Raw genomic sequence first — 21,915 nt, forward strand, 5'->3', positions numbered from 1 at the left:
TTTTACTTTTTTTTATTTTTTCTTAAACGTGAAATCTGCCAAACCATAACTCCAATCATCGCGGCCGTAAAAATAATCCAAACAACACTAATCGCCGCCGCCATACTTGAATCATAAATTGTCCCCGTCCAATAATCAGCTCTATACGCCGACCATCCTAAAAAGAGAAGCGCGCCCAAAGAAACTGTAGTCAAAAGGGCTAAACTCTGAAGAATCCAGGCGACAATTTTGACGACCTTATGTTTAGAAAAAAACTGCAGCAAGGCGCAAAGAATAAAAACCAAACCAACGGGCGAGAGCACCCCTATCACAACAGAAATACTAAGAATTATTAAGAAAAGTAAAATGCCTGTCAAAACATTTTCCCAATCTGCTTCTGGTACTCCGATTTCATCGTTGTCATCCGCGTCACGAAAATACAAATCGTAAGTCATTTCTGACGGCTGCATATAACGCGATAATTTTGTCAGATAATATTTTCCCTCTTCTGGCTGGATCCAATAATCACCATTTGATTCAACTGCCAATTTTTCGATATCTTTTGATTTGATCCAACTGGCATAATTCGTAGTAAATCCAGGCAAATCTTTTTTATGGTCAGAAAAAACGTAAAGAAGAATATTCACGCCCGGCTGCCGTGGATAGTAGTAATCCGTAACCGGATAAGCTTCAACTGTGGCAGTATTCGCACCGACCGCAACACCCGCGCTCGCACTTCCGGCCTCGCCACTTTCCATCATGAGCGGAGTTGGTTCGGGATTAGGATATTTAAAATATTCAGCAATGCCGGAAATTTTTAAAGGAAAAACAATTTTTGAAGAAGCAAAAATAAACTTAAGCGGCACGGCATGGCCCTGTCTCAATTGCGCTTCAACTCCCCCGCTTATTGATTCAGTATCAAGTTTAATCGCGGTAAAATACCATTTATTATTAATGTAATCATCAAACAAATATTTCCCCTCTTCTGGAAATTGGTAATTATTATCTTTAAGCCATTTTGTTAAGGCCTCGGGATCATCAGCTTCAAGAACAGTGATGTCATAATACTCCACCTTTTTTGTTTCAAGAACCACTACGCCACCTTCAGCTGTTGCCGCGTCCCGCGCCGCGCCACTATACATCGGCGTAACCCGATAACTATATTCTGGAGCCGTTAATTTGTCCAAGGCGGTAAAAAGTTCATCAGTAGATTTAGAAACTTCGGGACGGGAAGGCGTGGGAACAATCCAGCTAAAATTTTCCGCGTCTCCTCGGAAAGTTACGGAAAGAATCATTGTTTCCGTGTTTTCATTGTGAAAAATCACGGCTTTTTGATCTGTTTCTTGAATCCAATAATCTGGCGGCGGAAAAATAGCGCCGTCGGCGGAGACAGCTGTCGGCATTACAAGAAGGATGAGGCTGATCGCGAGAATGATTTTTTTCATAAATTAATAAAATAAAATCGTTAATTATTATTTACTAAGGATTAATTGTTTTCCCATTGCCGCCCTTAACACATCATCCACGTCTTTGGCAAAAATAAATTTTAAATCTTTTCTAACATTATTTGGAAGCTCTTCCAAATCTTTTTCATTATCTTTTGGCAAAACTATCGTTTTGATGTCAGCCCGATGCGCAGCCAAAACTTTTTCCTTAACGCCGCCGATTTCCATAGCTCTGCCGCGGAGAGTCACTTCGCCGGTCATGCCAACATCTTTTTTAATAGGTCTTCCGGTCAGAACTGAAATAATTGCCGTAGCCATAGCCACGCCGGCCGAGGGACCGTCTTTCGGAATAGCCCCTGCAGGAACATGGATATGGATATCCGAATCTTTATAAAATTTATCTTTGATCCCGAAAACCTTAGCGCGTGAGCGAGCATAAGAATAAGCCGCTTGGGCCGACTCCTGCATCACTTTGCCCAATTGGCCGGTCAAAATTAACTGCCCCTTGCCCGGCATTTTAGTCGCTTCAATCAAAAGTATTTCTCCGCCAGCCTGTGTCCAGGCAAGCCCGGTTGCCACGCCAACTTCATCCTTTTTCTCGGCCATAGTCGTGTGATATTTGGCTGGCCCCAAGAATTGATGGAGATCGGAAATACCGACCTTATAATTTTTATGATCACCCTCGGCAATTTTTCGCGCCACCTTTCGGCAAACGGCGGCAATATTTCTTTCAAGTTCACGAACGCCAGCTTCCCGCGTATATTCTCTGATAATCGTCTTTAAAGCTGGTTCGGTAATTATCAATCTGCTACCGTTCTCGAGCCCATTTTCTTTTAATTGTTTTGGGAGTAAAAATTTTTCCGCGATATGAAATTTTTCTTCCTCAATATATCCAGGAAATTCAATCATCTCCATGCGGTCGCGGAGCGCCGGCGGGATTGTGTCTAAAATATTAGCCGTGGTAATAAACATCACATCCGATAAATCAAAGGGAACTTCAAGATAATGATCAGAAAAAGAATAATTTTGTTCCGGATCAAGCGCTTCTAATAATGCCGCTGATGGATCGCCGCGAAAGTCCGCGCCAACTTTATCAATTTCATCAAGCATAAAAACCGGATTTTTTGTACCAGCCGTATTTATCCCCTGGATAATCCTTCCGGGCAGAGCGCCAACATAAGTTCGGCGATGGCCGCGAATTTCAGCTTCATCGCGAATACCGCCGAGCGACATTCTAAAAAATTTTCTGCCAAGAGCTTTGGCGATAGCTTTACCGATTGAAGTTTTGCCTGTCCCCGGCGGACCGGAAAAACAAAGAATCGGGCCTTTTATTTTTCCCACTAATTTTTGCACTGCTAAATACTCAAGCACTCTTTCTTTAACTTTGTCTAAACCATAATGGTCGTCATCCAAAATATTTTTAGCTTTTTTAATATCAACTTTACTTTCGGTTTTTCTTGACCACGGTAACATAGCCAACCAATCCAAATAAGTTCTGATGTAAGAAATTTCCGGACTAAAGGAAGGCATTTTTTCAAGACGAGCCAACTCTTTTAAGGCTTGCTCTTTTGCCTCGGAAGGCATTCCCGCCTTTTCTATTTTTGCTTTTAACTCCTCAACTTCTGTTCGGCCGCCGGCCATCCCCAATTCCTTTTCAATCGTTTTCATCTGTTCACGCAAAAACATTTCTTTTTCCATTTTTCCCAATTCCTTTCCGGTTTCCGCCTGAATTTTTTGGGCCATGCGCAAAACTTTCAATTGCCGACCGATAGATTCCCCTAATTTTCCTAACTTCCCCTCAATGTTATCGGCCTCAAGAATTTCCTGCTTCTCTTCCACTTTAAAATCCAAATTTATGGTCATCAAATCCGCTAACTCCCAAGGATCGGTAATATTTAAAATTACTAAAAGTACATCAAACGGAACTGTCGCGCCGAGAGAAATACATTCCTTAAATTGATTAATCAGGCTATACATCAAGGCTTCAATCCGTTCGGTTTTTTTAACCATTGGTTCCGGCGCCGGTTCAACTTTAACTCTAACAAACGGATCAAATGATAAAAATTCCGTAATTTTTGCACGCATCATTCCTTCAACCACGATTCGGACAGAACCATCGGGCTGTTTTGTAATTTCCCTTATTTTAGCAAGCGTGCCGATGGAATAAAGATCGTCTTGGGTGATTTTGTCTCCCACGTCTCTTTTTTCCGCGACACAAACCGCTATTTGATCATGCTGCATGGCGTAGTCCAACGCCTTCATGGTCTTTTCCTTTTTAACTATCAAGGTCAATGCAACTCTCGGAAAAACAACAACGTCAACCAGCGGGATGACTGCTAATTCCTTTTTTGCCTTACTATCCATCGTGCCTGAAAATTTTTCTGCCTCCATAGTATAAATATTCTTTAATATTTAATACGAAATTTTTATTTAAATGGTAACACCGCTTGTTTACCCCGCAGACTTCTCGCCGCCTTTCTTCCGGCCGCTGTTAATTTTATTTCTTTAATAAACCACTTTTTAGGCGTCCGGACTCCGTAGCCAATAAGAAAACCCTTGTCAATTAATCTTTCCAGGGATTTTGTGACAATATTTACTCTATCATCCAGCTTGGGCGGCCGTTTTTGTTTGTCGTAAAACCTTAAAATTTTTCCACGGCCAAATTTGTCTTTTTCCGCGTAACCCAAGCCCAAAACATACCTTTGGAGATGGGATATTTTCATATATTTATGATAGCAAAAAAATGGCTTAATGTAAAATAAAAAAACGGCCATTTTGGCTGCTGATTTTACGCTTAACTTACTATTCAATTTTACTTAAATCTCCCTCTAAAACAATCGGCTGCATGGCGATGATTTCATCTTTATAGCCCATTTCTGGAATTGGATTTAAAAGAAAAATTTCTTTATTCAAAACATGAGCAAAACCCATTTCAAGTAATGAATTTCCGCCAATATAATTTGGAATACCATGACGTTCATTATTCAAAACCAAAATTGCATCACCACCCTTTATTTCATCAAAATAATAACGGATAAGCCCATGCTTTATTTTGTTGGCAGCTGATTCGCGATGCACTATTTCAGATGTCCCCATATCAGCATAATCGTATGTAAATTTTGGCAGGATAACTTCGTGACCATACTTCCGTAATTCTTTTTCCGCCGCCACCATTTCCTTGGCGAAAGTCATACTGCCGCAAATAACGATTTTCATATTATTTTTCCACAATTTTAATGTGCGCTTCTTTCAATTGCTGCTCCGGCAAATCCGACGGGGCCCCCATCATTAAATCGCGGGCATCGGAAGTTTTTGGGAAAGCCATCACTTCACGAATATTTGGTTCGCCGGCAAAAATCATCGCCAACCGATCAAGCCCCGGAGCAATACCGCCATGTGGCGGCGCGCCATAAGTAAAGGCTTCAAAGATATGGCCAAAACGCGCTTCGGCGTCATCTTTACCAACGCCAAGCAATCGGAAAATTTTTGACTGCAACGTTCGGTCATGAATTCTGATACTTCCTCCTCCAACTTCATAACCATTTAAAACCAAATCATAAGCATAAGCGCGAACATCAAGCGGATGTTCCTCTAAATCATCCATATCTTCCTTGTGCGGCATAGTAAATGGATGGTGGGAAGAAACCAATTTTTTTTCCGACTCAGACCATTCAAAAAGTGGAAAATCAATCACCCAACAAAAAGCTAATTCATTAGAATTTTTTTTATCTTCACGCAAATCCGGCTTGTCGGTTTTATATTTTTTCATTGCCTCGTCATAAGTCAAAACTGGAAAAGGCATCTTTTTAATTTTTTTATCCGGCACCACGGTTTTTGCCAAATGGATCATCAATTCTTCGGTTAATTTCATCACGTCCTCCTGTTCCGCAAAAGACATTTCCATATCAAGCTGAGTAAATTCCGGCTGGCGGTCGCCGCGCTGATCTTCATCGCGAAAACATCTGGCAATTTGAAAATATTTTTCAAAACCAGCGACCATCAATAACTGTTTAAATTGCTGTGGTGATTGTGGCAGAACATAAAATTTTCCGGCATGTAAGCGCGCCGGCACAATATATTCACGCGCGCCCTCTGGCGTGCCTTTGGTAATGTAGGGCGTTTCTATTTCTGCGAAATTACGCTCGTGCAAAAATTTTCTTATTTCATCAAGCATTTTGCTCCGCAATAAAATATTTGTTTTCATCCGCTCGCTTCGTAAATCAAGATATCTATATTTCATACGTAATTCTTCGCTGACGGGTGTTGTATCTTTATCAATTTCAAAAGGCAGCGTTTTTGATTCATTTAAAATCTCCAAATTTTTTGCTTCAAGTTCTACTGTGCCAGTTAACATTTTTGGGTTGATCATTTTCTCCGGACGTTTATTCACTTTCCCGGTAATGGCTACAACAAATTCTGACCGCAACTTGTCGGCTAACGTCATAAATTCTTTATCTTTGGAAGCAAAAACTATCTGAATTAAACCACTCGTATCACGAAGATCAATAAAAATAATTTTGCCCATATCTCGCCGGACATGAACCCAACCCTTAAGAATAACTTCTTCGCCAATTTTTGAAACTGTGTCTTTTATAAGCGTGCGAGTCATAAATAATTTTTATGGTCTTAATCTATTAATCATTCTTGGAAAAGGGATCGTTTCGCGAACATGATGAATGCCGCACATCCAGCCGGTGATGCGCTCCAACCCGTAACCAAAGCCTGAGTGAGGAACCGAGCCGTATTTTCTTAAATCTAAATACCATTGAAAATCTTCAAGCAGCATTTTTTCTTCTTTCATTCGCGCAAGCAATAAATCATAATTGTCTTCACGCTCCGAGCCACCGATGATTTCTCCGTGGCCTTCCGGCGCGATTAAATCTGAACCCAAAACCAGTTCGGGATTTTTTGGATCGCGTTTCATATAAAAAGCTTTAATTTGCCGTGGCCACTTTTCCACAAAAATCGGTACGTCGGAATCTTGAGTCAGCAAAGTTTCATCGTCAGCACCCAAATCTTCGCCATCTTTAATATCAGACCCTAACGCTTGAACTTTTTTAACCGCTTCATGATAAGTCATTCGCCCAAAGGGAGCTTGAACTTTTTCTAATTTGGAAATATCTCGTTCCAAAATTTCCAATTCTTTTCTATTTTTTTCTAAAACTTTTTTCACGATATGGCAGATCAATTCTTCCTGAATTTTCATATTGCCCTCGTGATTAACAAAAGCCGCCTCGGCGTCCATCATCCAAAATTCCGTTAAGTGTCGGCGAGTTTTTGATTTTTCCGCCCGGAAAGTCGGGCCAAAGTCAAAGCATCGGCCAAAACTCATTGCCGCGGCTTCAAGATAAAGTTGACCTGACTGCGCAAGATAAGCTTTTCCTAAATCAAAATACGGAACTTCAAAAAGGGTCGTTGTTCCCTCGCAGGCGGTCGGGGTCAAAATCGGCGTGTCAATTTTTATAAAACCATTCTGATTAAAATATTCATAAGTCGCGTTGATGACAGTATTTCTAACGCGAAGCGCCGCCCATTGTTTTGATGAGCGAAGCCAGAGGTGTCTTTGATCTAACAAAAAATCCGGGCCATGTTCTTTTTTTCCAATCGGGTACTCTTCAGCAATTTGAAGTATTTTTAAATTTTTAACTTGAAGTTCATACTCTTCTTTTTTGGGATGTTTACTGACAGTTCCGGAAATTTCTATCGAACTTTCTATAGTTATTTTTTCGCAAGCTTCCCAGATTTCTGGAGCTACTTCTTTTTTAGAAACAATCGCCTGGACAAAGCCTGAACCGTCACGAACTTGTAAAAAGAAAATGCTACCCGAGGAACGAAAATTAAAAATCCAGCCGCGAATCGCGACTTCCTGGCCTAAATATTGGCTAATATCTTTCAATAAAATCGTCTGCATATAATTGTTTAATTATAGATTATTTACCCAACAAAATCAAGATAAAAAGACCGACCAGTCGCTGCTGATCGGCGTACATACTCTCACTCCCTTCCTTCCGCGACTCGACCATCTTCGCCGCGGTCATTCTGCGCCTTGATGACTGCGAGTTCTTGTTTGAACTCACGCCACCATCGATTGAACTTGAAACTCGCCTTTGCAACTAAGATAAACCAAACGCCGAGGAAAGTGAGAGGCAGCGCGATGCTTAAGAATACCCACCCGCTCATTCCTCCGGCGATGTAATCCCAGTTCACGATGCCGATACACACCCAGACGAGCGCGGCCAGAAAGATTGCTAACCATGACGGAAAAGTCGCGCCGATGTTTAGTTCGGCGTTCTCTTTCTCGTTTTCCATCTCGCCCTCCTTCTGCCTCAACTTTATCATAAAACCAAAAAACGTCAATTTATTTTATAAAAAAGCCGATCCAGAATATTTTTCTGAATCGGCGAGAACGTTGGAACTGCTCCTATCTGTCAAGGAACAGCCGGCGGCGACAGGAAGGCACACCGCGGTCTTCTCTCCGACTATCCAACTGGCTAAAGTTCTGTGTCGGACCGCCAGAACTAAGCCAAAGTTCTGGCACGCATTGCCGGCGAATGCCGTTTCCTGACCACGGTTCACTCTGGTAGTCCGCATCAATCAACGCGAAGGCGTGATGAATGAGCGATTCCGGTGAGTGGAGAGCGAGAGCGATCGCTTCTTCCATAATGAGGCCGTGCCGGCAAGCGCGTTTGATCTCGCCCGTAACTTCGCCCGTAGTCCGGCCCACATTCCCAGCGCCGTCGTCCACGTCGCAAATGAGATGGGGCGATTTCGACTCACCGATTCCCTCGGGATTCCACAATTTGTCACACTCGAGACTCGAATAACCGTGCTTCTTTGCCACGACGAGCAGTTCCATTTGCTTCGCGACAGAAAGCATGGCGTGAGGAATCACGACAAGAAACGGGGTACGCTCGGGAATCGTCTCGCCGACCGCATGAAGAAGGCCCGTGGGCGAATCGGCGAGCATGGAAAGATAGAGTCGAAGATCTCTCTCTGCCCACCCGAGCGCCGTATGCCAACCACCTGCGACGAGTCGCTCCACCTGCCGATCAAACACCTGCCGAAGCAGAGTTCCTTCATCCGGACAACTCATCGGAAGCATTTACTCCTTCCTCCCAATTCCTTGGGTACAAAAAAACGGCGGAGGATTCCTCCTCCGCCGCCCCCTTTCAACGTTCTGAAATTGAGTTTATCAAATCTTTAATGTTTTGGTCAAATAGTTTATCCACATAAGGCTTTTTAGCTCTCTATCCCGATGAACCTCGGTAAAAATATCAATAATTTTTGCCAACTCCCCGACATGCGCTTTGGTAATTTTAAGCACCACTATTTTTTTAAAATTATTTTCTAAAACAAAACGTGAAATTTTTATCGCCGCAGTGGAAATCGGTAGCTCACCCCCGCCACACTGACCGCAAGTTAGTCCTCCTCTCCCCGCGTCAAAAAAATTTCTGCTCGGGGTAATTTTATTTTTACATTTAACGCAAGTATAAAGTTCTGGCATCCAACCGAGAATGGTTAATAATTTTAAAACAAAAAATTTTGATAAGATATATAATTTTAAAAAACTTTTAATTTTCACCTCATTAAAAATTTCTAAAATTTCCAAAAGCAATTCATAGATTTTTAAATCCGGATGATCAGTTTTAGTAAAAACATCCACTATTTCTAGACAAAAACTTGCAAGCACGGTTTTTCCTAAATCACTTTTGATATTTAAAAAATTTTTTTCTCTGGCAGCACCAGCAATTTGATAGTTTGTTTTCCCTGGTGCCACCATTAAATCAATCACGGAAAATAGTTCCAGGTGCCCAGCCATTTTACTTTTTATTTTTCGTACGCCCTTTGCCACCGCGGAAATTTTACCGAGCTCGTCGGTATAAATTACAAAAAGACGATCGCTTTCACGATAGTCTTGTTTTCTTAAAATTATACCTCGGACAAGACGCGTCATTTTTTTCTATCAAAAAAACTCTGCAAAATAATCATCGCCGCCACGGCGTCGCGTTCTTTCACGCCGGATTCTGCCATCAGTTTATCCACCATGGCGCTTGAAAATCTTTCATCTTCCATTTCTGTTGGCACCGCTAAATTATTTTTTAAAAAATCCACAAAACGCATAATTTCTTCTGCTTGCGGTCCGGTCTCGCTCGCCATGGTGAGCGGCAGACCGACTACAATTTTTCCAATATTTTCTTCAACACAAACTCTTTTAATCTCTGCCAATAAAAAATCTCTTCCCTTGTTTTCTAAAACGAAAAACGGCGAGGCTATTTTTGTCTCATCACTGCCGGTGGCAAACCCAACTCTTTTTTCACCGTAATCAATTCCTAAATAATTCATAATCTCGTCAAAACTTCATGGCCATTTTTAGTTACAGCTATAGTGTGTTCAAAATGGGCCGCAAGACTGCGGTCGGAGGTAACTACAGTCCATTCATCGTCTAAAGTTTCAACTTCCGCTCCGCCGGCGCAAACCATTGGTTCCGGGCAAATCGTCATGCCTTCCCGTAATTCAACTGGTTTATAAAAACGATCCAAAAAATTAGGAACATAAGGGGGTTCATGCACGCGTTTTCCGACACCATGCCCGACAAGGTCGCGCACTACAGAAAAATCATTTTTCTCAACATGCCCTTGAATGGCTCCGGCTATATCAGAAACAAAATTTCCCGGCTTGATTTGGGCGATCCCGGCTTCTAACGCTTCAGCTGTCACTCGAACTAATTTTTCTTTTTCGTCACTAATTTCACCTACAGCTACGGTAATCGCCGCATCAGTAAAAAGCCCTTCTGATCCGGCGGGATATTTCACTCCCAAATCAAGGCTAATAATATCACCTTCTTTTAAAACTCGTGATGGCAGCGCCGGCGCGTGAATAACTTCGTCATTAATTGAAGTGCAAAGTGTTGTTGGGAACGGAGTTGAGTTTGAATTTGACTGGTAATGTTTAAACGCTGGCACTGCTCCGTGCTCGGAAATTAATTTCTCGGCTAAAGAATTAAGCTCTCCGGTCGTTATGCCTGGACGAACCGCCTTACGCAATTCTTCCAAAACCATCGCTAAAATTCTGCCGCTTTGCCGCATAATTTTTATTTCTTCTGAAGTTTTTATGATTATTTTTTCCATGAATTTATTTAACTTTTTCTTCGAGTTTATTATCTATTTCCGCAAAAACTTTTTCAATGGGGCCAACCCCGTTTACCCTAATAATTTTTTCTTTTTTGCCATAATAATTTATAATAGGCTCTGTTTCCGCGTGATAAATTTGAAGCCTCTTCGCAATCGCTTCTGGCTTGTCGTCGTCGCGCGCTGTAAGTTTTTCTCCACAAACATCGCAAAGTTCATCCCGATGCGGAGGTTTATTTAAAATATTATAAATCGCACCGCATTTTGGGCAAACTCTCCGGCTGGCCAACCTTTTTTGAACTTCATCATCGTTTATTTCAAGTAAAATCGCCCAATCCAAACCAATATTTTTTTCCAAAACCGCCAGTTGATTCATATTCCGCGGATAGCCATCTAAAATAAACCCATGTTGATATTTTGAAGTAGCAAGTTCTCCGAGAACAATTTTATCCGTAATCTCATCGGGAACCAATTGTCCTTTATTAATTAACGCGGCAGCCAACCTACCAAGTTCTGTTTGTTTTTTAATTTCCTGGCGAAAAACCTCTCCGGTTGATAAAATTTCTAGGTTATATTTTTTTGCCAGCATTTCCGCCTGCGTGCCCTTTCCGGATCCTTGCGAGCCAAAAAGCGCTAATTTTAATTTTCCCATACCCCGTTAAAAATCTGACAATTTAATTTTGAGTAATTGTCAGAGTTAAAAATATTAATAAACTATAATGCGCCGCTATTTTATGCAGAAAAATTTTAATAATTTTTCTACCAAAGATTTCTAACGGGGCATAAATTCAGAAAACCCACACTAAAAACTGTGTGGGTTATTTGTAAATTAAATTTTTTAATTTTTGATAATCAACCGAAGAAATTTTTCCGGCTTTTACCATTCTAGAAAGTTCCGGTAGAACATGCAACCGATATTCTTCAACCGTTACTCCGCCAGACCCCATAAATCTTACAATAATGCTTTTTACGAACAACCGCTGTTCTTGATTCAAAGTTCCGATACGGAAAAGTGTTTTTTCTACCTCAATTGAAGTAGTAAAAAGCATTCCTTGCTTTTTAGCTCTACCGTTACTGCCGAAAATAATGTCTAAAAAACCCATACGATTTTAATTTAGATTTTAGACTATATTTTCCAAACTATAAATTACAACCCATCATACTCCCGCATAGTAAGCTGAGAATCAATTTGTCTGATAGTTTCAAGCACAACAGAAACAACAATCAAAACGCTTGTTCCGCCAAATTGCAAAACTTGCACGCCGGTAATTTGTTGTAAAATCATCGGCAAAACCGCGATAATCGCGAGAAATAGCGCTCCGGCCAGAATAATTCTTGAAGTCGTCGCACTAAGATACTGGGCAGTTGGCGCTCCCGGCCTTATGCCTGGGATAAAGCCTCCATTTTTTTGAAGATTATCGGCAATTTGCTGCGGATGAAAAATAACTGCTGTATAAAAATAGGTAAAACCAAAGACTAAAATAAAATAAAGCAAGCCATAAATAAATTGATTACGAAAAATATCAATCACCCATTGTGCTCCTCCGGCAATCCAAGCCGACTTAGCTTGCACAAAAAATTGAGCAACCATCGGCGGGAGAAGAATCAGGGAAATTGCAAAGATAATCGGAATTACACCAGCCATATTAACCCGAAGAGGCAAATGCGTTGAAGCGCCGCCATACATTTTTGTCCCGCGCACCTGTTTGGCGTAAGAAACCGGAACCTGCCGTTGACCCTCGGTAATAATTACTACTCCGACAATCGTGACTATCGCAATGATCGCAAAAATTATAAAGTTAAAAACTTGAGAAGCATCAAACACTACCAAAGCCTGCTGCACGGCGGCTGGCAAACCGCTTACAATTCCAGCAAAAATCAAAAGTGAAATACCATTTCCAATTTTTTTCTCGGAAATCAATTCACCTATCCACATCAGAAAAATCGTACCAGTGGTAATGGTCATAACCGTGCTAAAAAGGCGCCAAGGAGAAACGTCCGTAATAATAGGATTCGCTGATTGGCGAAGCATCGCAATCATGCTATAAGCTTGCAATGCCGCGAGCGGCACAGCTAAAATTCTTGTCCACTGATTTATTTTTTGTCTGCCATATTCTTCTTTCCCGAGTTCCTCCAAACGAGGGATAATCATCATTAATAACTGAAAAATAATTGATGCCGTGATGTACGGAGCAACGCCCAACATCACTACGGAAAAATTTTCCATGCTTCCGCCGGAAAAAACATTCAACAAACCAAGAATCTGGTTTGATTCAAAAAATTTTTTTAAATTTTCAAGGTCAACTCCCGGAACCGGAATATGCGCGGCTAAACGAAAAATGCCCAACATCAGAAGGACAAAAAGAATATTTTTGCGTAAATCAGGAATTTTCCAAATTTGGATAAATTTTTGCCACATATTAATGATTGGACAATATAACTATTATTGAATGATTTTTCCGCCTGCCTTTTCTATTTTTTCTTTGGCACTCCCAGAGACAGAACAATCCTTGATGATCAATTTCTTTTTTATTTCCCCACTACCTAAAATTTTCACCGCTACTTTCATTTTACCAACTAATCCTTTTTCTAACAATGTTTTCGGCGTAACACGTTCCCCGTCATTAAATTTCTTTTCCAAGTCTTTAACATTTACGGCAATCATTTTAGGATAAGGACTATTAAAACCGCGCAACTTCGGGGTGGACATAATAATCCTTCTCATACCCAAAATTTTGAGGCCTTTTCTACCACCTGATCTTGCGCGCTGCCCCTTCTGTCCCCTGCCACTATATGTGCCCGTGCTTCCAAGACCTCTCCCAACTCGCTTTACTTTTTTCCTTGATCCCGAAGATGATTTAATTGTGTGTAATGTTAACGCCATAAATTTATTTTCGCAATTCTAATTTCAACTTGCCTAAAGCATTAATCGTCGCTCTGCTATTATTAATTTTATTTTTTGATCCTAAAATTTTTCCAACTACGTTCGGCACGCCAGCCAATTCAAAAACATTCCGCATGGCTCCGCCCGCTTTAACACCCGTGCCTTTTGGCGCAGGTTTCAAAAGAACAACCGCTGCTCCGAATTTTTCTTTAATTTCGTAAGGAATCGTTTCGTTTTTTAACGGCACGGTTACTAAATTTTTTTCAGCCTTGATCCCTGCTTTAGCCACTGCTTGCGTCACATCTGATCCTTTAGCTACAGACATGCCGACGCGGCCTTTTTTGTCACCAACAATAACGCAGGCGCGAAATTTCATTCTTTTTCCGCCCGCCGTTACTCTCGTAACACGCGCTATCTCAAGAATTTTTTGTTCAAATTCTTTTTCCTTGTCAAATCCTTTTTCTCTTCTTTTTCCCTGGCCTCTTTTGTTAGGCATCATATATTAGACTTTATAAAATTAAAATTTAATTCCACCTTCTCTCGCGCCATCAGCGACCGCTTTTATTCTGCCATGATAGGCAAAACCGCCTCTATCAAAAATCACTGTTTCAATTCCTAATTTTTTTGCTTTTTCCGCAATTAATTTTCCTATCTCAAAAGCAATCGCAACTTTATTGGTTTTATCGCCAAGATTTTTCGGCGCAACCGGAACAACTCTCTTATTTTTACCCACCGCCTTTTTCCCCAAAGCAAAATCAGAAGCAGAGGCGAGCGTCTTACTATTAACATCATCTATCAGCTGGGCACTTATATGTTTGTCACTTCGAAAAACTGCGAGCCTTGGTCTTTTTTGGTCACCAAAAATTTTTGCCCTGACGCGTGACTGGCGTCTTGCTCTTTTTTTCTCTTTTATTTGCTGTAAATTTTTCATATCTCTAAAATTCTAAATTATTTTTATGCTCCAGCGCCGGCCGCTTTGGCCGCTTTTCCAGCTTTCTTAACAATCACTTCATCAACATATTTTATACCTTTTCCCTTATATGGTTCCGGTGGTTTTAATGCCCTGATCTCTGAAGCTACCGCCCCGACCAATCGTTTATCAATTCCGCTGATGGAAATAATATTTTTATCAATTCCTGCGGCGATACCCTTGGGGAGGGGAAAATCTACCGGATGAGAAAAACCGAGATTTAAAACAATTTTTTCTCCACTTAAAGCTGCTTTATAACCAACTCCGTTTATTTCTAATTTTTTTTCAAAACCAACTGTCACACCTATAATCATATTTTTTATCAAGCTACCATAAAGACCCCAAAGCGCTTTATCCGACTTCAATTCTGGATCTTTAACGGTTATTTTCAACTCATTATTTTCCAAAACAATAGACACTCGCGGATGGATAGTTTCTTTAAGTTCTCCCTTCGGCCCTTTGACCAAAACAAAAGCTTGCTCGATTTTTACCTCGACTCCCTTTGGAACTGGAATTAATTTTTTACCTATTCGAGACATTATCGCTTAAATTAATTTTAATTAATATATTTCACAAAGCACTTCTCCGCCCAATCCTCGCTTCCTGGCTTCAGCAGCGGTTAAAAGTCCGGACGACGTGGAAATAATCGCGACACCAATCCCTCCCAAAACTCTTGGCAAATCCGCTTTTGACGCGTAAACTCTTTTGCCCGGCTTGCTCACTCTTTTCAAACTTCTAACAGCAGGCGCACCATCTGTATCATATCTTAAAATAATTTTCATTTGCCTTTCTTTTTCCAAAACTTCTATCCCACCTACAAATTTTTCTGCTTCCATTATTTTGGCAATTTCAAACTTAATCCTTGAAAAAGGGATCTTAACCTCGTCCTTTTTTACAAGAACGGCGTTTCTAATTCTGGTAAGCATGTCTGAAATTGGATCCATAGTATTGATGCGATGTTTAATTTGTGTTTTTAAATAATTAACCGATTCTACCAGCTCGATTTCGTCACACCAGGAAGCTCTCCGCGATTGGCAAGTTCCCTAAAACATATCCTGCATAACTCAAATTTTCTCATATATCCCCTCTTTCTTCCACAACGCCAACATCGCCGAACTTCGCGTGTTTTAAATTTCGGTTTTTTAAGGGATTTGGAAATTTGTGCTTCAGTAGCCATATTTTGTTTATTCTATGCTTCCTGCATGGGAAAACCCATCAATTTTAATAAAGTTAATCCTTTTTCTCTGTTCCGCGCTGTGGTTTTAATTGTCACTTGCAAACCATGGATTTTCTCAATTTCTTCTGATCTAATTTCAGGAAAAGAAATGTTTTCCCTGAAACCAACTGATAAATTTCCTTCTTTGTCTAAAAATTTTTGAGAAATTCCACGGAAATCGCGAACTCGAGGGAAAGTAATGTTAATTAATTTATCAACAAAGTCATACATTCTCTGGCCGCGCAATGTCACAACTATACCGACCGGCATTCCTTTTCTTATCTTAAAATTAGAGATTGATTTTTTTGCTAAGGTTTTAACGGGTTTTTGTCCCGTGATTTTTCTTAAAGTGTCTTCAACAATATCCAAAAATTTAGCGTCTTTCAGCCCAGCGGATAATCCGGCAGTCACCACTACTTTTTCTATTTTAGGCACGGCTAAATTGTTTTTATAACCAAAAAGCTTCTTCATTTCCGGAATAACTTCTTTGGTATATTTTGTTTTAATCCTTGATTCGTTTTCCATATATTTAATTAATCTCGATTTATTCAATTACCTCTTTGCATTTCTTGCACATTCTTATTTTTTTACCATTCTCCAAAATTTTATAACTAACCCGCGTCAATTTATTACATTTACTACAAATCAACATCACGTTCGAAGCGCGAAACGGTGCTGGAAACTGAATACGCTGTCCTTTTTCTCCACCACGGCGGGGTCGCATGTGTTTAATCACCAAATTCAAACCTTCAACCACAATCTTTCTTTCTTCCGGAAAAACCTCAAGAACCTTTCCCTCCTTTCCCTTGTCTTTACCGGTGATAATTTTTACTTTATCTGATTTTTTTAATTTCATATATTTATAAAACCTCGGGGGCTAAAGAAATAATTTTTGTAAAACCTTTGGCGCGAAGTTCCCTCGCTACTGGCCCAAAAATTCTCGTCCCTTTTGGCTCCTTGCTCTTTTTATCAATAATAACCGCTGCATTATCATCAAATCTAACATAGGTTCCGTCCGGTCGACGCGTTTCCTTTCTTATTCTAATAATCACAGCATGGACCACATCGCTTTTTTTAACCATTCCGTGCGGCACCGCTACTTTCACAACGCAAGTGATGATGTCTGCGAGGCGCGCATATCTTTTTTTGTAACCGCCCAAAACTTTAATGCACTGGAGTTTTTTTGCTCCAGTATTATCTGCGACGGTTAACATTGTGCGGTGCTGAATCATATTTAATAAATTAAACTTTTATCTATTTAACAATTCTCCATCTCTTCTCTTTTGAAAGTGGCCTACATTCTTCAAAATTAACCTTATCTCCAATCTTGCATTCATTTTTTTCATCATGAACTTTGTATCTCTGGCTCCTCTTGTAGCGCTTGCCATACTTTGGGTGGACCTTAATTTCTATCACTTCAACGACGGCTGTCTTATCCATTCTATGAGAAACTACCACTCCTTTAAACTTTCTTTTATTTTTCTTTTCTGCTGACATAAGCGAATAAATTAATTATTTGAAACAATGGCCGGTTCATCTTTCACCACATTTTGCGTTTTTCTCTGTTTTTGCAAAGTCAAAATATGTGCAATCAGCTGTTTTTGAACTCTAATTTCGCGGACATTTTTATATTGCCGACCAGCCACCCTGAATTTAAGCGTCTGCAAATCTTCCTTTGCCTTGGAAAGCATGGCGCCGAGTTCTTTGTCACTTTTATTTTTTAATTCTTTAAACTTTGTCATATGAGTCAACTTCTATTTTGAAACAAAAATAGTTTTTATTGGTAATTTATGCGAAGCTAATCTCATTACTTCTTTTGCTGCTTCTGGGGTAATGCCATCCATTTCAAAAAGCACCATGCCGGGCTTTACCGGAACAACATAATGATCTACCGAACCCTTTCCGCCACCCATAGGAATTTCATTTCCTTTTGTGGTAACGGGTTTATCGGGGAATAATCTGATCCAAATTTTACCGCCCTTTTTCAAAGCTCTGATTAAAGTGCGTCTGACCGCTTCAATCTGTCTTGCTGTTATCCATGCGTATCCCATTGATTTCAAACCGAATTTTCCAAAACTAATCTCAGTCTTGCGGCTGGCAATACCTTTTGATCTTCTTCTTCCCTTAAAAACTTTTCTATGTTTTACTTTTTTAGGCGTTAACATATTTTTTACTTAAACACTTCTCCTTTGTAAATCCAAACTTTGAGGCCTACGGCGCCATAAATAGTGAAGGCCGCTCCGCCCGCGTAATCAATATCTGCGCGCAAAGTATGTAATGGAATTTTACCCCAAGAAAGAGTTTCTTCTCTCGCGATTTCCGCTCCGTCCAATCTTCCGGAAGCAACAACTTTAACTCCCTTGGCTCCAGCTCGCTCAACTCTTCCAATAGATTGTTTTAGCACTCTTCGAAAAGGGATTCTTTTTTCAATATCAGCAATCATTGATTGCAAAACCACTTCCGCCGAAGTGCTTGGATTCTGAACTTCCTGAACATTTAAATTCAACGTTGTCTTCTTATCCAAAAACTTTTCTTTGATTTTTTTTCTCAAATCTTCAATACCTGTTCCCGCGTGGCCAATAATCAAGCCTGGTTTTGCCGAATGAATAATAACTGTAACGGCGTTAGCTGTTCTTTCTATTTCTATTTTCGCCACCGCGGCTTCTTTAAGCGTCTTTTTCAAAAAATCTCTAATATCTACGTCCTGCCGCAATCTGGCCACGTAGTCTTTCTTGGCAAACCATTTTGAATTCCAGGTATAAATCTGGCTTTGCCCTGTTCTGAAAATTTTTGGATGCACTTTCTGTCCCATTGTGCTTGTAAATTAATTGTTTTTTATTTTGAACCCGTTTTACGCGGAAAAATCTTTTTCAAAAAACCTCTTGTTTTTTTCGCTTCTCCCTTTACTGGTGCTGATTTTTCTATTTGCTTTTTGGATTCCGTCTCTGTCTCGCGAGCTTCTTCTTTTGTTTTTTCTTTAGTAAAAGTTTTCAAGGTTTCTACTACTTTAGGTTTCTCTATCGTAGCAACTTTTGCTTCCGCTGGCTGTTTACTCTCCACTCTTTCACCAAGAACTAAATTAATATGTGCGGATCTCTTGCGAATAGGCGCTGCTCGACCAAAAGCGCGAGGGCGCCATCTTTTTAGAACCGGGCCGCCATCGACCGAGATTGATTTAATATACAAATTTTCTTTTTTTAACTTAAAATTATTCACCGCGTTAGCGATGCCGGAATTCAAAAGTTTCAAAACCGGCGTGGCAGCGGCCTTTGTCATAAACTGAAGCTGATTTATTGCTTCCGAAACGTCTAAACCGCGGACCAAGTCAATCACCCATCTTGTTTTCCGCGGAGACATTCTGACAAATTTTACTTGAGCTTTAATTTCCATAAATTATTTTTTAGAAGCCTCTGTTTTGGCCGCTGATGTTTCCGCTTTCGCAGTTTCGACCTGCTTCTGCTCTAATTCTTTTTGCATTTTACCGCCATGTCTAATAAATTTTCTTGTCGGAGAAAATTCACCCAATTTATGGCCAACCATATCTTCCACAATCAAAACCGGCAGATGCATTTTCCCATTATACACACCAATAGTAAAACCAACCATTTCTGGAGTAATTGTTGACGCTCTGGCCCAAGTTTTGATTATGGTTTTATCATTCGGTTTCAACTTTGAAACCTTGGTGAGTAATTTGGGGTCTACAAATGGACCCTTTTTCAGACTTCTCGACATATTTAATAATTTACTTTCTGCGTTTAATAATGAATTTATTCGACCATTTGTTAGCTTTCCTTGTTCTAACACCTAACGCGTGTTTCCCCCATCTTGTTTTTGGATATTTCAAACCAATCGGGGAAAGACCTTCTCCACCACCATGCGGATGATCAACTGGATTCATGGCTTTACCGCGGACAGTTGGTCTAAACCCCCTATATCTCATTCTTCCAGCCTTGCCCCAACGAATCAAGCGTCTATCTTTTGCTCCAACTTCTCCCACGGTTGCCATGCATTCTTTTTTAACAATTCTCACTTCTTTCGAAGGCATCTTGAGCTGCGCGTAAGGACCATCAACTGCCAAAAGTTGAACGCCCATGCCCGCGCTTCTTGCCAAAACTCCACCCATGCCCGGTTGTAACTCAATATTATGGATAATAGTACCAATCGGGATATTTTCGAGAGGCATGCGATTTCCAACTTTAACATCAATTTTATTTTTTGAAGAAATGATTTCTTCTCCAACCGCGAGCCCAAGAGGCGCGACAATATAACTTTTTTCTCCGTTACTATATTGCACAAGAGCGATGCGCGCGGTTCGATTTGGATCATATTCAATAGCTAAAACCTTTGCCGGAATATCGAACTTGCCGCGGATAAAATCAACATCGCGCAAATATCTTCTCGTTCCGCCGCCTCGATGCCGGACAGTAATTTTCCCGCCATTATTTCGACCAGAATTTTTCTTCTTGATAGAAATTAAAGATTTTTCTGGTTCAAACTTTGTAATATCTTCAAAAGTGTCCCCCGATGATTTTCGGCGGCCGGGACTTGTTGGATTGTGGACTTTAATCGGCATCTTTTAAACTTAAAATCTTAAATTATACTCCTTCGTAAACCTCAATTTTATCTCCTGGCTTTAACGTGACAATCGCCTTCTTCCATTTCTTTGTAGCCCCCAGAGTTTTTCCATATCTAACCTTTTTTCCTTTAACGCGGACAATGTTTACGCTTACTGGCTTGACTCCGTATGCTCGCTCAATTGCTTTTGCAATTTCAACTTTATTAGTTCGCAAGGAAACTTCAAAGACATATTGACCAAAAGGAGAAAGGTAAGAAGATTTTTCAGTAATCAAGGGTTTAATAAGCACGCCCAAAGTCTTTCCCATTTCTTTTTTAATCGTCTTTTTTTCCCTCGGTTCGGCGGCGACAACTTTTTTTTCTTCCTTTTTGCCTTCATCCTTGGGTGATTCTTTTTTTGTTCTAGAAAAAAGCGACATAATTGATTATTTCTTTAAAATTTCCTGCACGACTTTCAGTGTGCCGACCGGCAACATTAAATATTCATTATTTAACACATCTATCACGTTCAGATTTACCGATTCTATTGTTTTAAGGTAAGACAGATTAGCAGCTGATTTAATTATTTTTTTATCATTATCGGCTAAAACAAGCAACGTCTTTTTTCCTTTATTCGGTAATTTATTTAAAATTTCTAAAAACTTTTTAGTTTTAAAATTATCCAATTCTAATTTATCCAAAAGAATAATTTTTTCTTCTCTCGCCCGATCAGACAAACACATAAGCAGGGCTTTTCTTTTCATTTTCTTATTAATTTTTTGATGAAAATTTCTGTCATTTCTTGGACCAAAAACAACGCCGCCACCGACCCAAAGAGGTGAACGGATTGAACCTTGACGAGCTCGGCCAGTACCTTTTTGCCGCCATGGTTTGATGCCGCCGCCGCGGACTTCACCGCGATCTTTTGTATGGGCTAAAACTTGCCGGCGATTGGCCATCTGGGCGACTACGGCTTGATGAATCAAACCTTCTTTTGCTTCAACTTCAAACAAAGCGGAATCAAGTTTTTCTTCACCCACTACTTCGCCACTCATGTTGTAAACTTTTGCTTTCTGCATATATTATTTCTGGCTGATTAAAACTATCGCTCCCCTTTTTCCCGGAACAGCACCCTTAAGAGCTAAAATATTTTTCTCTACATCAACTTCTACAACTTCCAAATTTTTAATGGTCACGCGTTCTCCGCCCATTCGGCCAGCCATTCTTGTACCTTTAAAAACTCTCTGCACGCCACCGGCGCCAATTGAACCTGGCGCTCTCAAATTATCTTTGTGACCGTGCGTTGCCGGACCGCCGCGGAAATGGTGACGTTTCACTACACCAGCAAAACCCATGCCTCGAGAAATTCCAATCACCTGGACCTTTTCGCCTGGCGTCAAAATAGAAACATTAACCTCCTGACCGCGCGTATACTCCGCTGGTTTCTCCACGCCGATTTCGGTCAAATGTCTAAAATTTTCTAAATCTTTAAGATGTCCCGCTTTTGGTTTATTTAATTTTTTAACAATGTCAAAACCAATCTGTACCGCATTCACTCCGTCTTTTTCTTCAGTTTTTATCTGAGTCACCTTGCAGGGACCGGCTGAAATCAAAGTCACGGGAACGACCGTTCCGTCTTCCTTGAATTTCTGCGACATCTCTAATTTTTTACCCAGTATAAATTTCATAGTTCTTAAAACAATTTGCCCTCTATCTTGTTTTTTTAATTAACCCTCATT

The 21,915-nt window shown here is 40.3% G+C and carries 33 protein-coding genes; all 33 read right to left on the reverse strand.

What is annotated here, in order from left to right; translation table 11 throughout:
* Positions 1–2: 2 nt before the first annotated feature.
* On the reverse strand, positions 3–1,424 hold the full coding sequence (locus WC445_02915) for a DUF2330 domain-containing protein (GenBank protein ID MFA5128894.1): 1,422 nt from the start codon (positions 1,422–1,424) through the stop codon (positions 3–5).
* A 27-nt stretch (positions 1,425–1,451) separates the two neighbouring features.
* Positions 1,452–3,815 (reverse strand): endopeptidase La, encoded by a 2,364-nt coding sequence (lon, locus tag WC445_02920; GenBank protein MFA5128895.1) that lies wholly within the window; start codon positions 3,813–3,815, stop codon positions 1,452–1,454.
* A 35-nt stretch (positions 3,816–3,850) separates the two neighbouring features.
* On the reverse strand, positions 3,851–4,147 hold the full coding sequence (locus tag WC445_02925) for a hypothetical protein (protein MFA5128896.1): 297 nt from the start codon (positions 4,145–4,147) through the stop codon (positions 3,851–3,853).
* A 79-nt stretch (positions 4,148–4,226) separates the two neighbouring features.
* Entirely contained in the window at positions 4,227–4,640 is a 414-nt protein-coding gene (locus WC445_02930; protein ID MFA5128897.1) for a hypothetical protein, read from the reverse strand.
* Position 4,641: 1 nt separating this feature from the next.
* Positions 4,642–6,033, reverse strand: a complete 1,392-nt coding sequence (aspS, locus tag WC445_02935; GenBank protein ID MFA5128898.1) for an aspartate--tRNA ligase — start codon at positions 6,031–6,033, stop codon at positions 4,642–4,644.
* Between the two features lie 9 nt (positions 6,034–6,042).
* Entirely contained in the window at positions 6,043–7,335 is a 1,293-nt protein-coding gene (gene asnS / locus WC445_02940; GenBank protein ID MFA5128899.1) for an asparagine--tRNA ligase, read from the reverse strand.
* Between the two features lie 83 nt (positions 7,336–7,418).
* Complete coding sequence (locus WC445_02945; protein MFA5128900.1) at positions 7,419–7,763, reverse strand: hypothetical protein; 345 nt, start codon at positions 7,761–7,763, stop codon at positions 7,419–7,421.
* Positions 7,764–7,845: 82 nt separating this feature from the next.
* Entirely contained in the window at positions 7,846–8,526 is a 681-nt protein-coding gene (locus WC445_02950) for a DUF5701 family protein (protein MFA5128901.1), read from the reverse strand.
* A gap of 90 nt (positions 8,527–8,616) precedes the next feature.
* Positions 8,617–9,378 (reverse strand): DNA repair protein RecO, encoded by a 762-nt coding sequence (gene recO, locus WC445_02955; protein MFA5128902.1) that lies wholly within the window; start codon positions 9,376–9,378, stop codon positions 8,617–8,619.
* On the reverse strand, positions 9,375–9,767 hold the full coding sequence (gene ruvX / locus WC445_02960) for a Holliday junction resolvase RuvX (protein ID MFA5128903.1): 393 nt from the start codon (positions 9,765–9,767) through the stop codon (positions 9,375–9,377). The genes recO and ruvX overlap by 4 nt, the downstream gene beginning before the upstream one ends.
* Complete coding sequence (gene map, locus WC445_02965) at positions 9,764–10,552, reverse strand: type I methionyl aminopeptidase (protein ID MFA5128904.1); 789 nt, start codon at positions 10,550–10,552, stop codon at positions 9,764–9,766. Before map ends, ruvX begins: the two co-directional genes overlap by 4 nt.
* Before the next feature lie 4 nt (positions 10,553–10,556).
* Positions 10,557–11,204 (reverse strand): adenylate kinase, encoded by a 648-nt coding sequence (locus WC445_02970; GenBank protein MFA5128905.1) that lies wholly within the window; start codon positions 11,202–11,204, stop codon positions 10,557–10,559.
* Positions 11,205–11,370: 166 nt separating this feature from the next.
* Positions 11,371–11,655 (reverse strand): hypothetical protein, encoded by a 285-nt coding sequence (locus tag WC445_02975; GenBank protein MFA5128906.1) that lies wholly within the window; start codon positions 11,653–11,655, stop codon positions 11,371–11,373.
* 44 nt (positions 11,656–11,699) lie between these two features.
* On the reverse strand, positions 11,700–12,971 hold the full coding sequence (gene secY, locus WC445_02980) for a preprotein translocase subunit SecY (GenBank protein MFA5128907.1): 1,272 nt from the start codon (positions 12,969–12,971) through the stop codon (positions 11,700–11,702).
* 24 nt (positions 12,972–12,995) lie between these two features.
* A complete protein-coding gene (gene rplO / locus WC445_02985) occupies positions 12,996–13,436 on the reverse strand; it encodes a 50S ribosomal protein L15 (GenBank protein MFA5128908.1) in 441 nt (146 codons plus the stop codon).
* Positions 13,437–13,440: 4 nt separating this feature from the next.
* The gene (gene rpsE / locus WC445_02990; GenBank protein ID MFA5128909.1) at positions 13,441–13,935 is read right to left on the reverse strand and encodes a 30S ribosomal protein S5; all 495 of its coding nucleotides are present in this window, start codon (positions 13,933–13,935) and stop codon (positions 13,441–13,443) included.
* A gap of 18 nt (positions 13,936–13,953) precedes the next feature.
* Complete coding sequence (rplR, locus tag WC445_02995; GenBank protein ID MFA5128910.1) at positions 13,954–14,367, reverse strand: 50S ribosomal protein L18; 414 nt, start codon at positions 14,365–14,367, stop codon at positions 13,954–13,956.
* 23 nt (positions 14,368–14,390) lie between these two features.
* Positions 14,391–14,945 (reverse strand): 50S ribosomal protein L6, encoded by a 555-nt coding sequence (rplF, locus tag WC445_03000; GenBank protein MFA5128911.1) that lies wholly within the window; start codon positions 14,943–14,945, stop codon positions 14,391–14,393.
* A gap of 21 nt (positions 14,946–14,966) precedes the next feature.
* Positions 14,967–15,350 (reverse strand): 30S ribosomal protein S8, encoded by a 384-nt coding sequence (gene rpsH, locus WC445_03005; GenBank protein MFA5128912.1) that lies wholly within the window; start codon positions 15,348–15,350, stop codon positions 14,967–14,969.
* A 47-nt stretch (positions 15,351–15,397) separates the two neighbouring features.
* The gene (locus tag WC445_03010) at positions 15,398–15,583 is read right to left on the reverse strand and encodes a type Z 30S ribosomal protein S14 (GenBank protein ID MFA5128913.1); all 186 of its coding nucleotides are present in this window, start codon (positions 15,581–15,583) and stop codon (positions 15,398–15,400) included.
* Positions 15,584–15,595: 12 nt separating this feature from the next.
* Positions 15,596–16,147 carry a 50S ribosomal protein L5 gene (rplE, locus tag WC445_03015; protein ID MFA5128914.1) on the reverse strand — a complete coding sequence of 184 codons (552 nt, stop codon included), beginning with the start codon at positions 16,145–16,147 and terminating at the stop codon, positions 15,596–15,598.
* Positions 16,148–16,166: 19 nt separating this feature from the next.
* A complete protein-coding gene (gene rplX / locus WC445_03020) occupies positions 16,167–16,478 on the reverse strand; it encodes a 50S ribosomal protein L24 (protein MFA5128915.1) in 312 nt (103 codons plus the stop codon).
* Between the two features lie 4 nt (positions 16,479–16,482).
* Entirely contained in the window at positions 16,483–16,854 is a 372-nt protein-coding gene (gene rplN / locus WC445_03025) for a 50S ribosomal protein L14 (GenBank protein MFA5128916.1), read from the reverse strand.
* A 22-nt stretch (positions 16,855–16,876) separates the two neighbouring features.
* A complete protein-coding gene (gene rpsQ / locus WC445_03030) occupies positions 16,877–17,119 on the reverse strand; it encodes a 30S ribosomal protein S17 (GenBank protein MFA5128917.1) in 243 nt (80 codons plus the stop codon).
* Between the two features lie 11 nt (positions 17,120–17,130).
* Entirely contained in the window at positions 17,131–17,364 is a 234-nt protein-coding gene (gene rpmC / locus WC445_03035) for a 50S ribosomal protein L29 (protein MFA5128918.1), read from the reverse strand.
* Positions 17,365–17,376: 12 nt separating this feature from the next.
* Positions 17,377–17,787, reverse strand: a complete 411-nt coding sequence (rplP, locus tag WC445_03040; GenBank protein ID MFA5128919.1) for a 50S ribosomal protein L16 — start codon at positions 17,785–17,787, stop codon at positions 17,377–17,379.
* Between the two features lie 5 nt (positions 17,788–17,792).
* Positions 17,793–18,434, reverse strand: coding sequence for a 30S ribosomal protein S3 (gene rpsC, locus WC445_03045; GenBank protein ID MFA5128920.1), 642 nt, complete (start codon positions 18,432–18,434; stop codon positions 17,793–17,795).
* A 23-nt stretch (positions 18,435–18,457) separates the two neighbouring features.
* Entirely contained in the window at positions 18,458–19,012 is a 555-nt protein-coding gene (gene rplV, locus WC445_03050) for a 50S ribosomal protein L22 (protein ID MFA5128921.1), read from the reverse strand.
* Between the two features lie 3 nt (positions 19,013–19,015).
* The gene (gene rpsS, locus WC445_03055) at positions 19,016–19,354 is read right to left on the reverse strand and encodes a 30S ribosomal protein S19 (protein MFA5128922.1); all 339 of its coding nucleotides are present in this window, start codon (positions 19,352–19,354) and stop codon (positions 19,016–19,018) included.
* 10 nt (positions 19,355–19,364) lie between these two features.
* A complete protein-coding gene (rplB, locus tag WC445_03060) occupies positions 19,365–20,195 on the reverse strand; it encodes a 50S ribosomal protein L2 (GenBank protein ID MFA5128923.1) in 831 nt (276 codons plus the stop codon).
* Positions 20,196–20,217: 22 nt separating this feature from the next.
* A complete protein-coding gene (gene rplW, locus WC445_03065; GenBank protein MFA5128924.1) occupies positions 20,218–20,616 on the reverse strand; it encodes a 50S ribosomal protein L23 in 399 nt (132 codons plus the stop codon).
* Between the two features lie 6 nt (positions 20,617–20,622).
* Positions 20,623–21,255: a 50S ribosomal protein L4 gene (rplD, locus tag WC445_03070; GenBank protein ID MFA5128925.1), complete on the reverse strand. Its 633-nt coding sequence runs from the start codon at positions 21,253–21,255 to the stop codon at positions 20,623–20,625.
* 3 nt (positions 21,256–21,258) lie between these two features.
* Positions 21,259–21,864 carry a 50S ribosomal protein L3 gene (gene rplC, locus WC445_03075; protein MFA5128926.1) on the reverse strand — a complete coding sequence of 202 codons (606 nt, stop codon included), beginning with the start codon at positions 21,862–21,864 and terminating at the stop codon, positions 21,259–21,261.
* Positions 21,865–21,915 lie beyond the last annotated feature (51 nt).

The organism is Patescibacteria group bacterium, from assembly GCA_041650995.1.
Lineage (GTDB): Bacteria > Patescibacteriota > Patescibacteriia > XYB2-FULL-38-15 > XYB2-FULL-38-15 > JAHIRI01.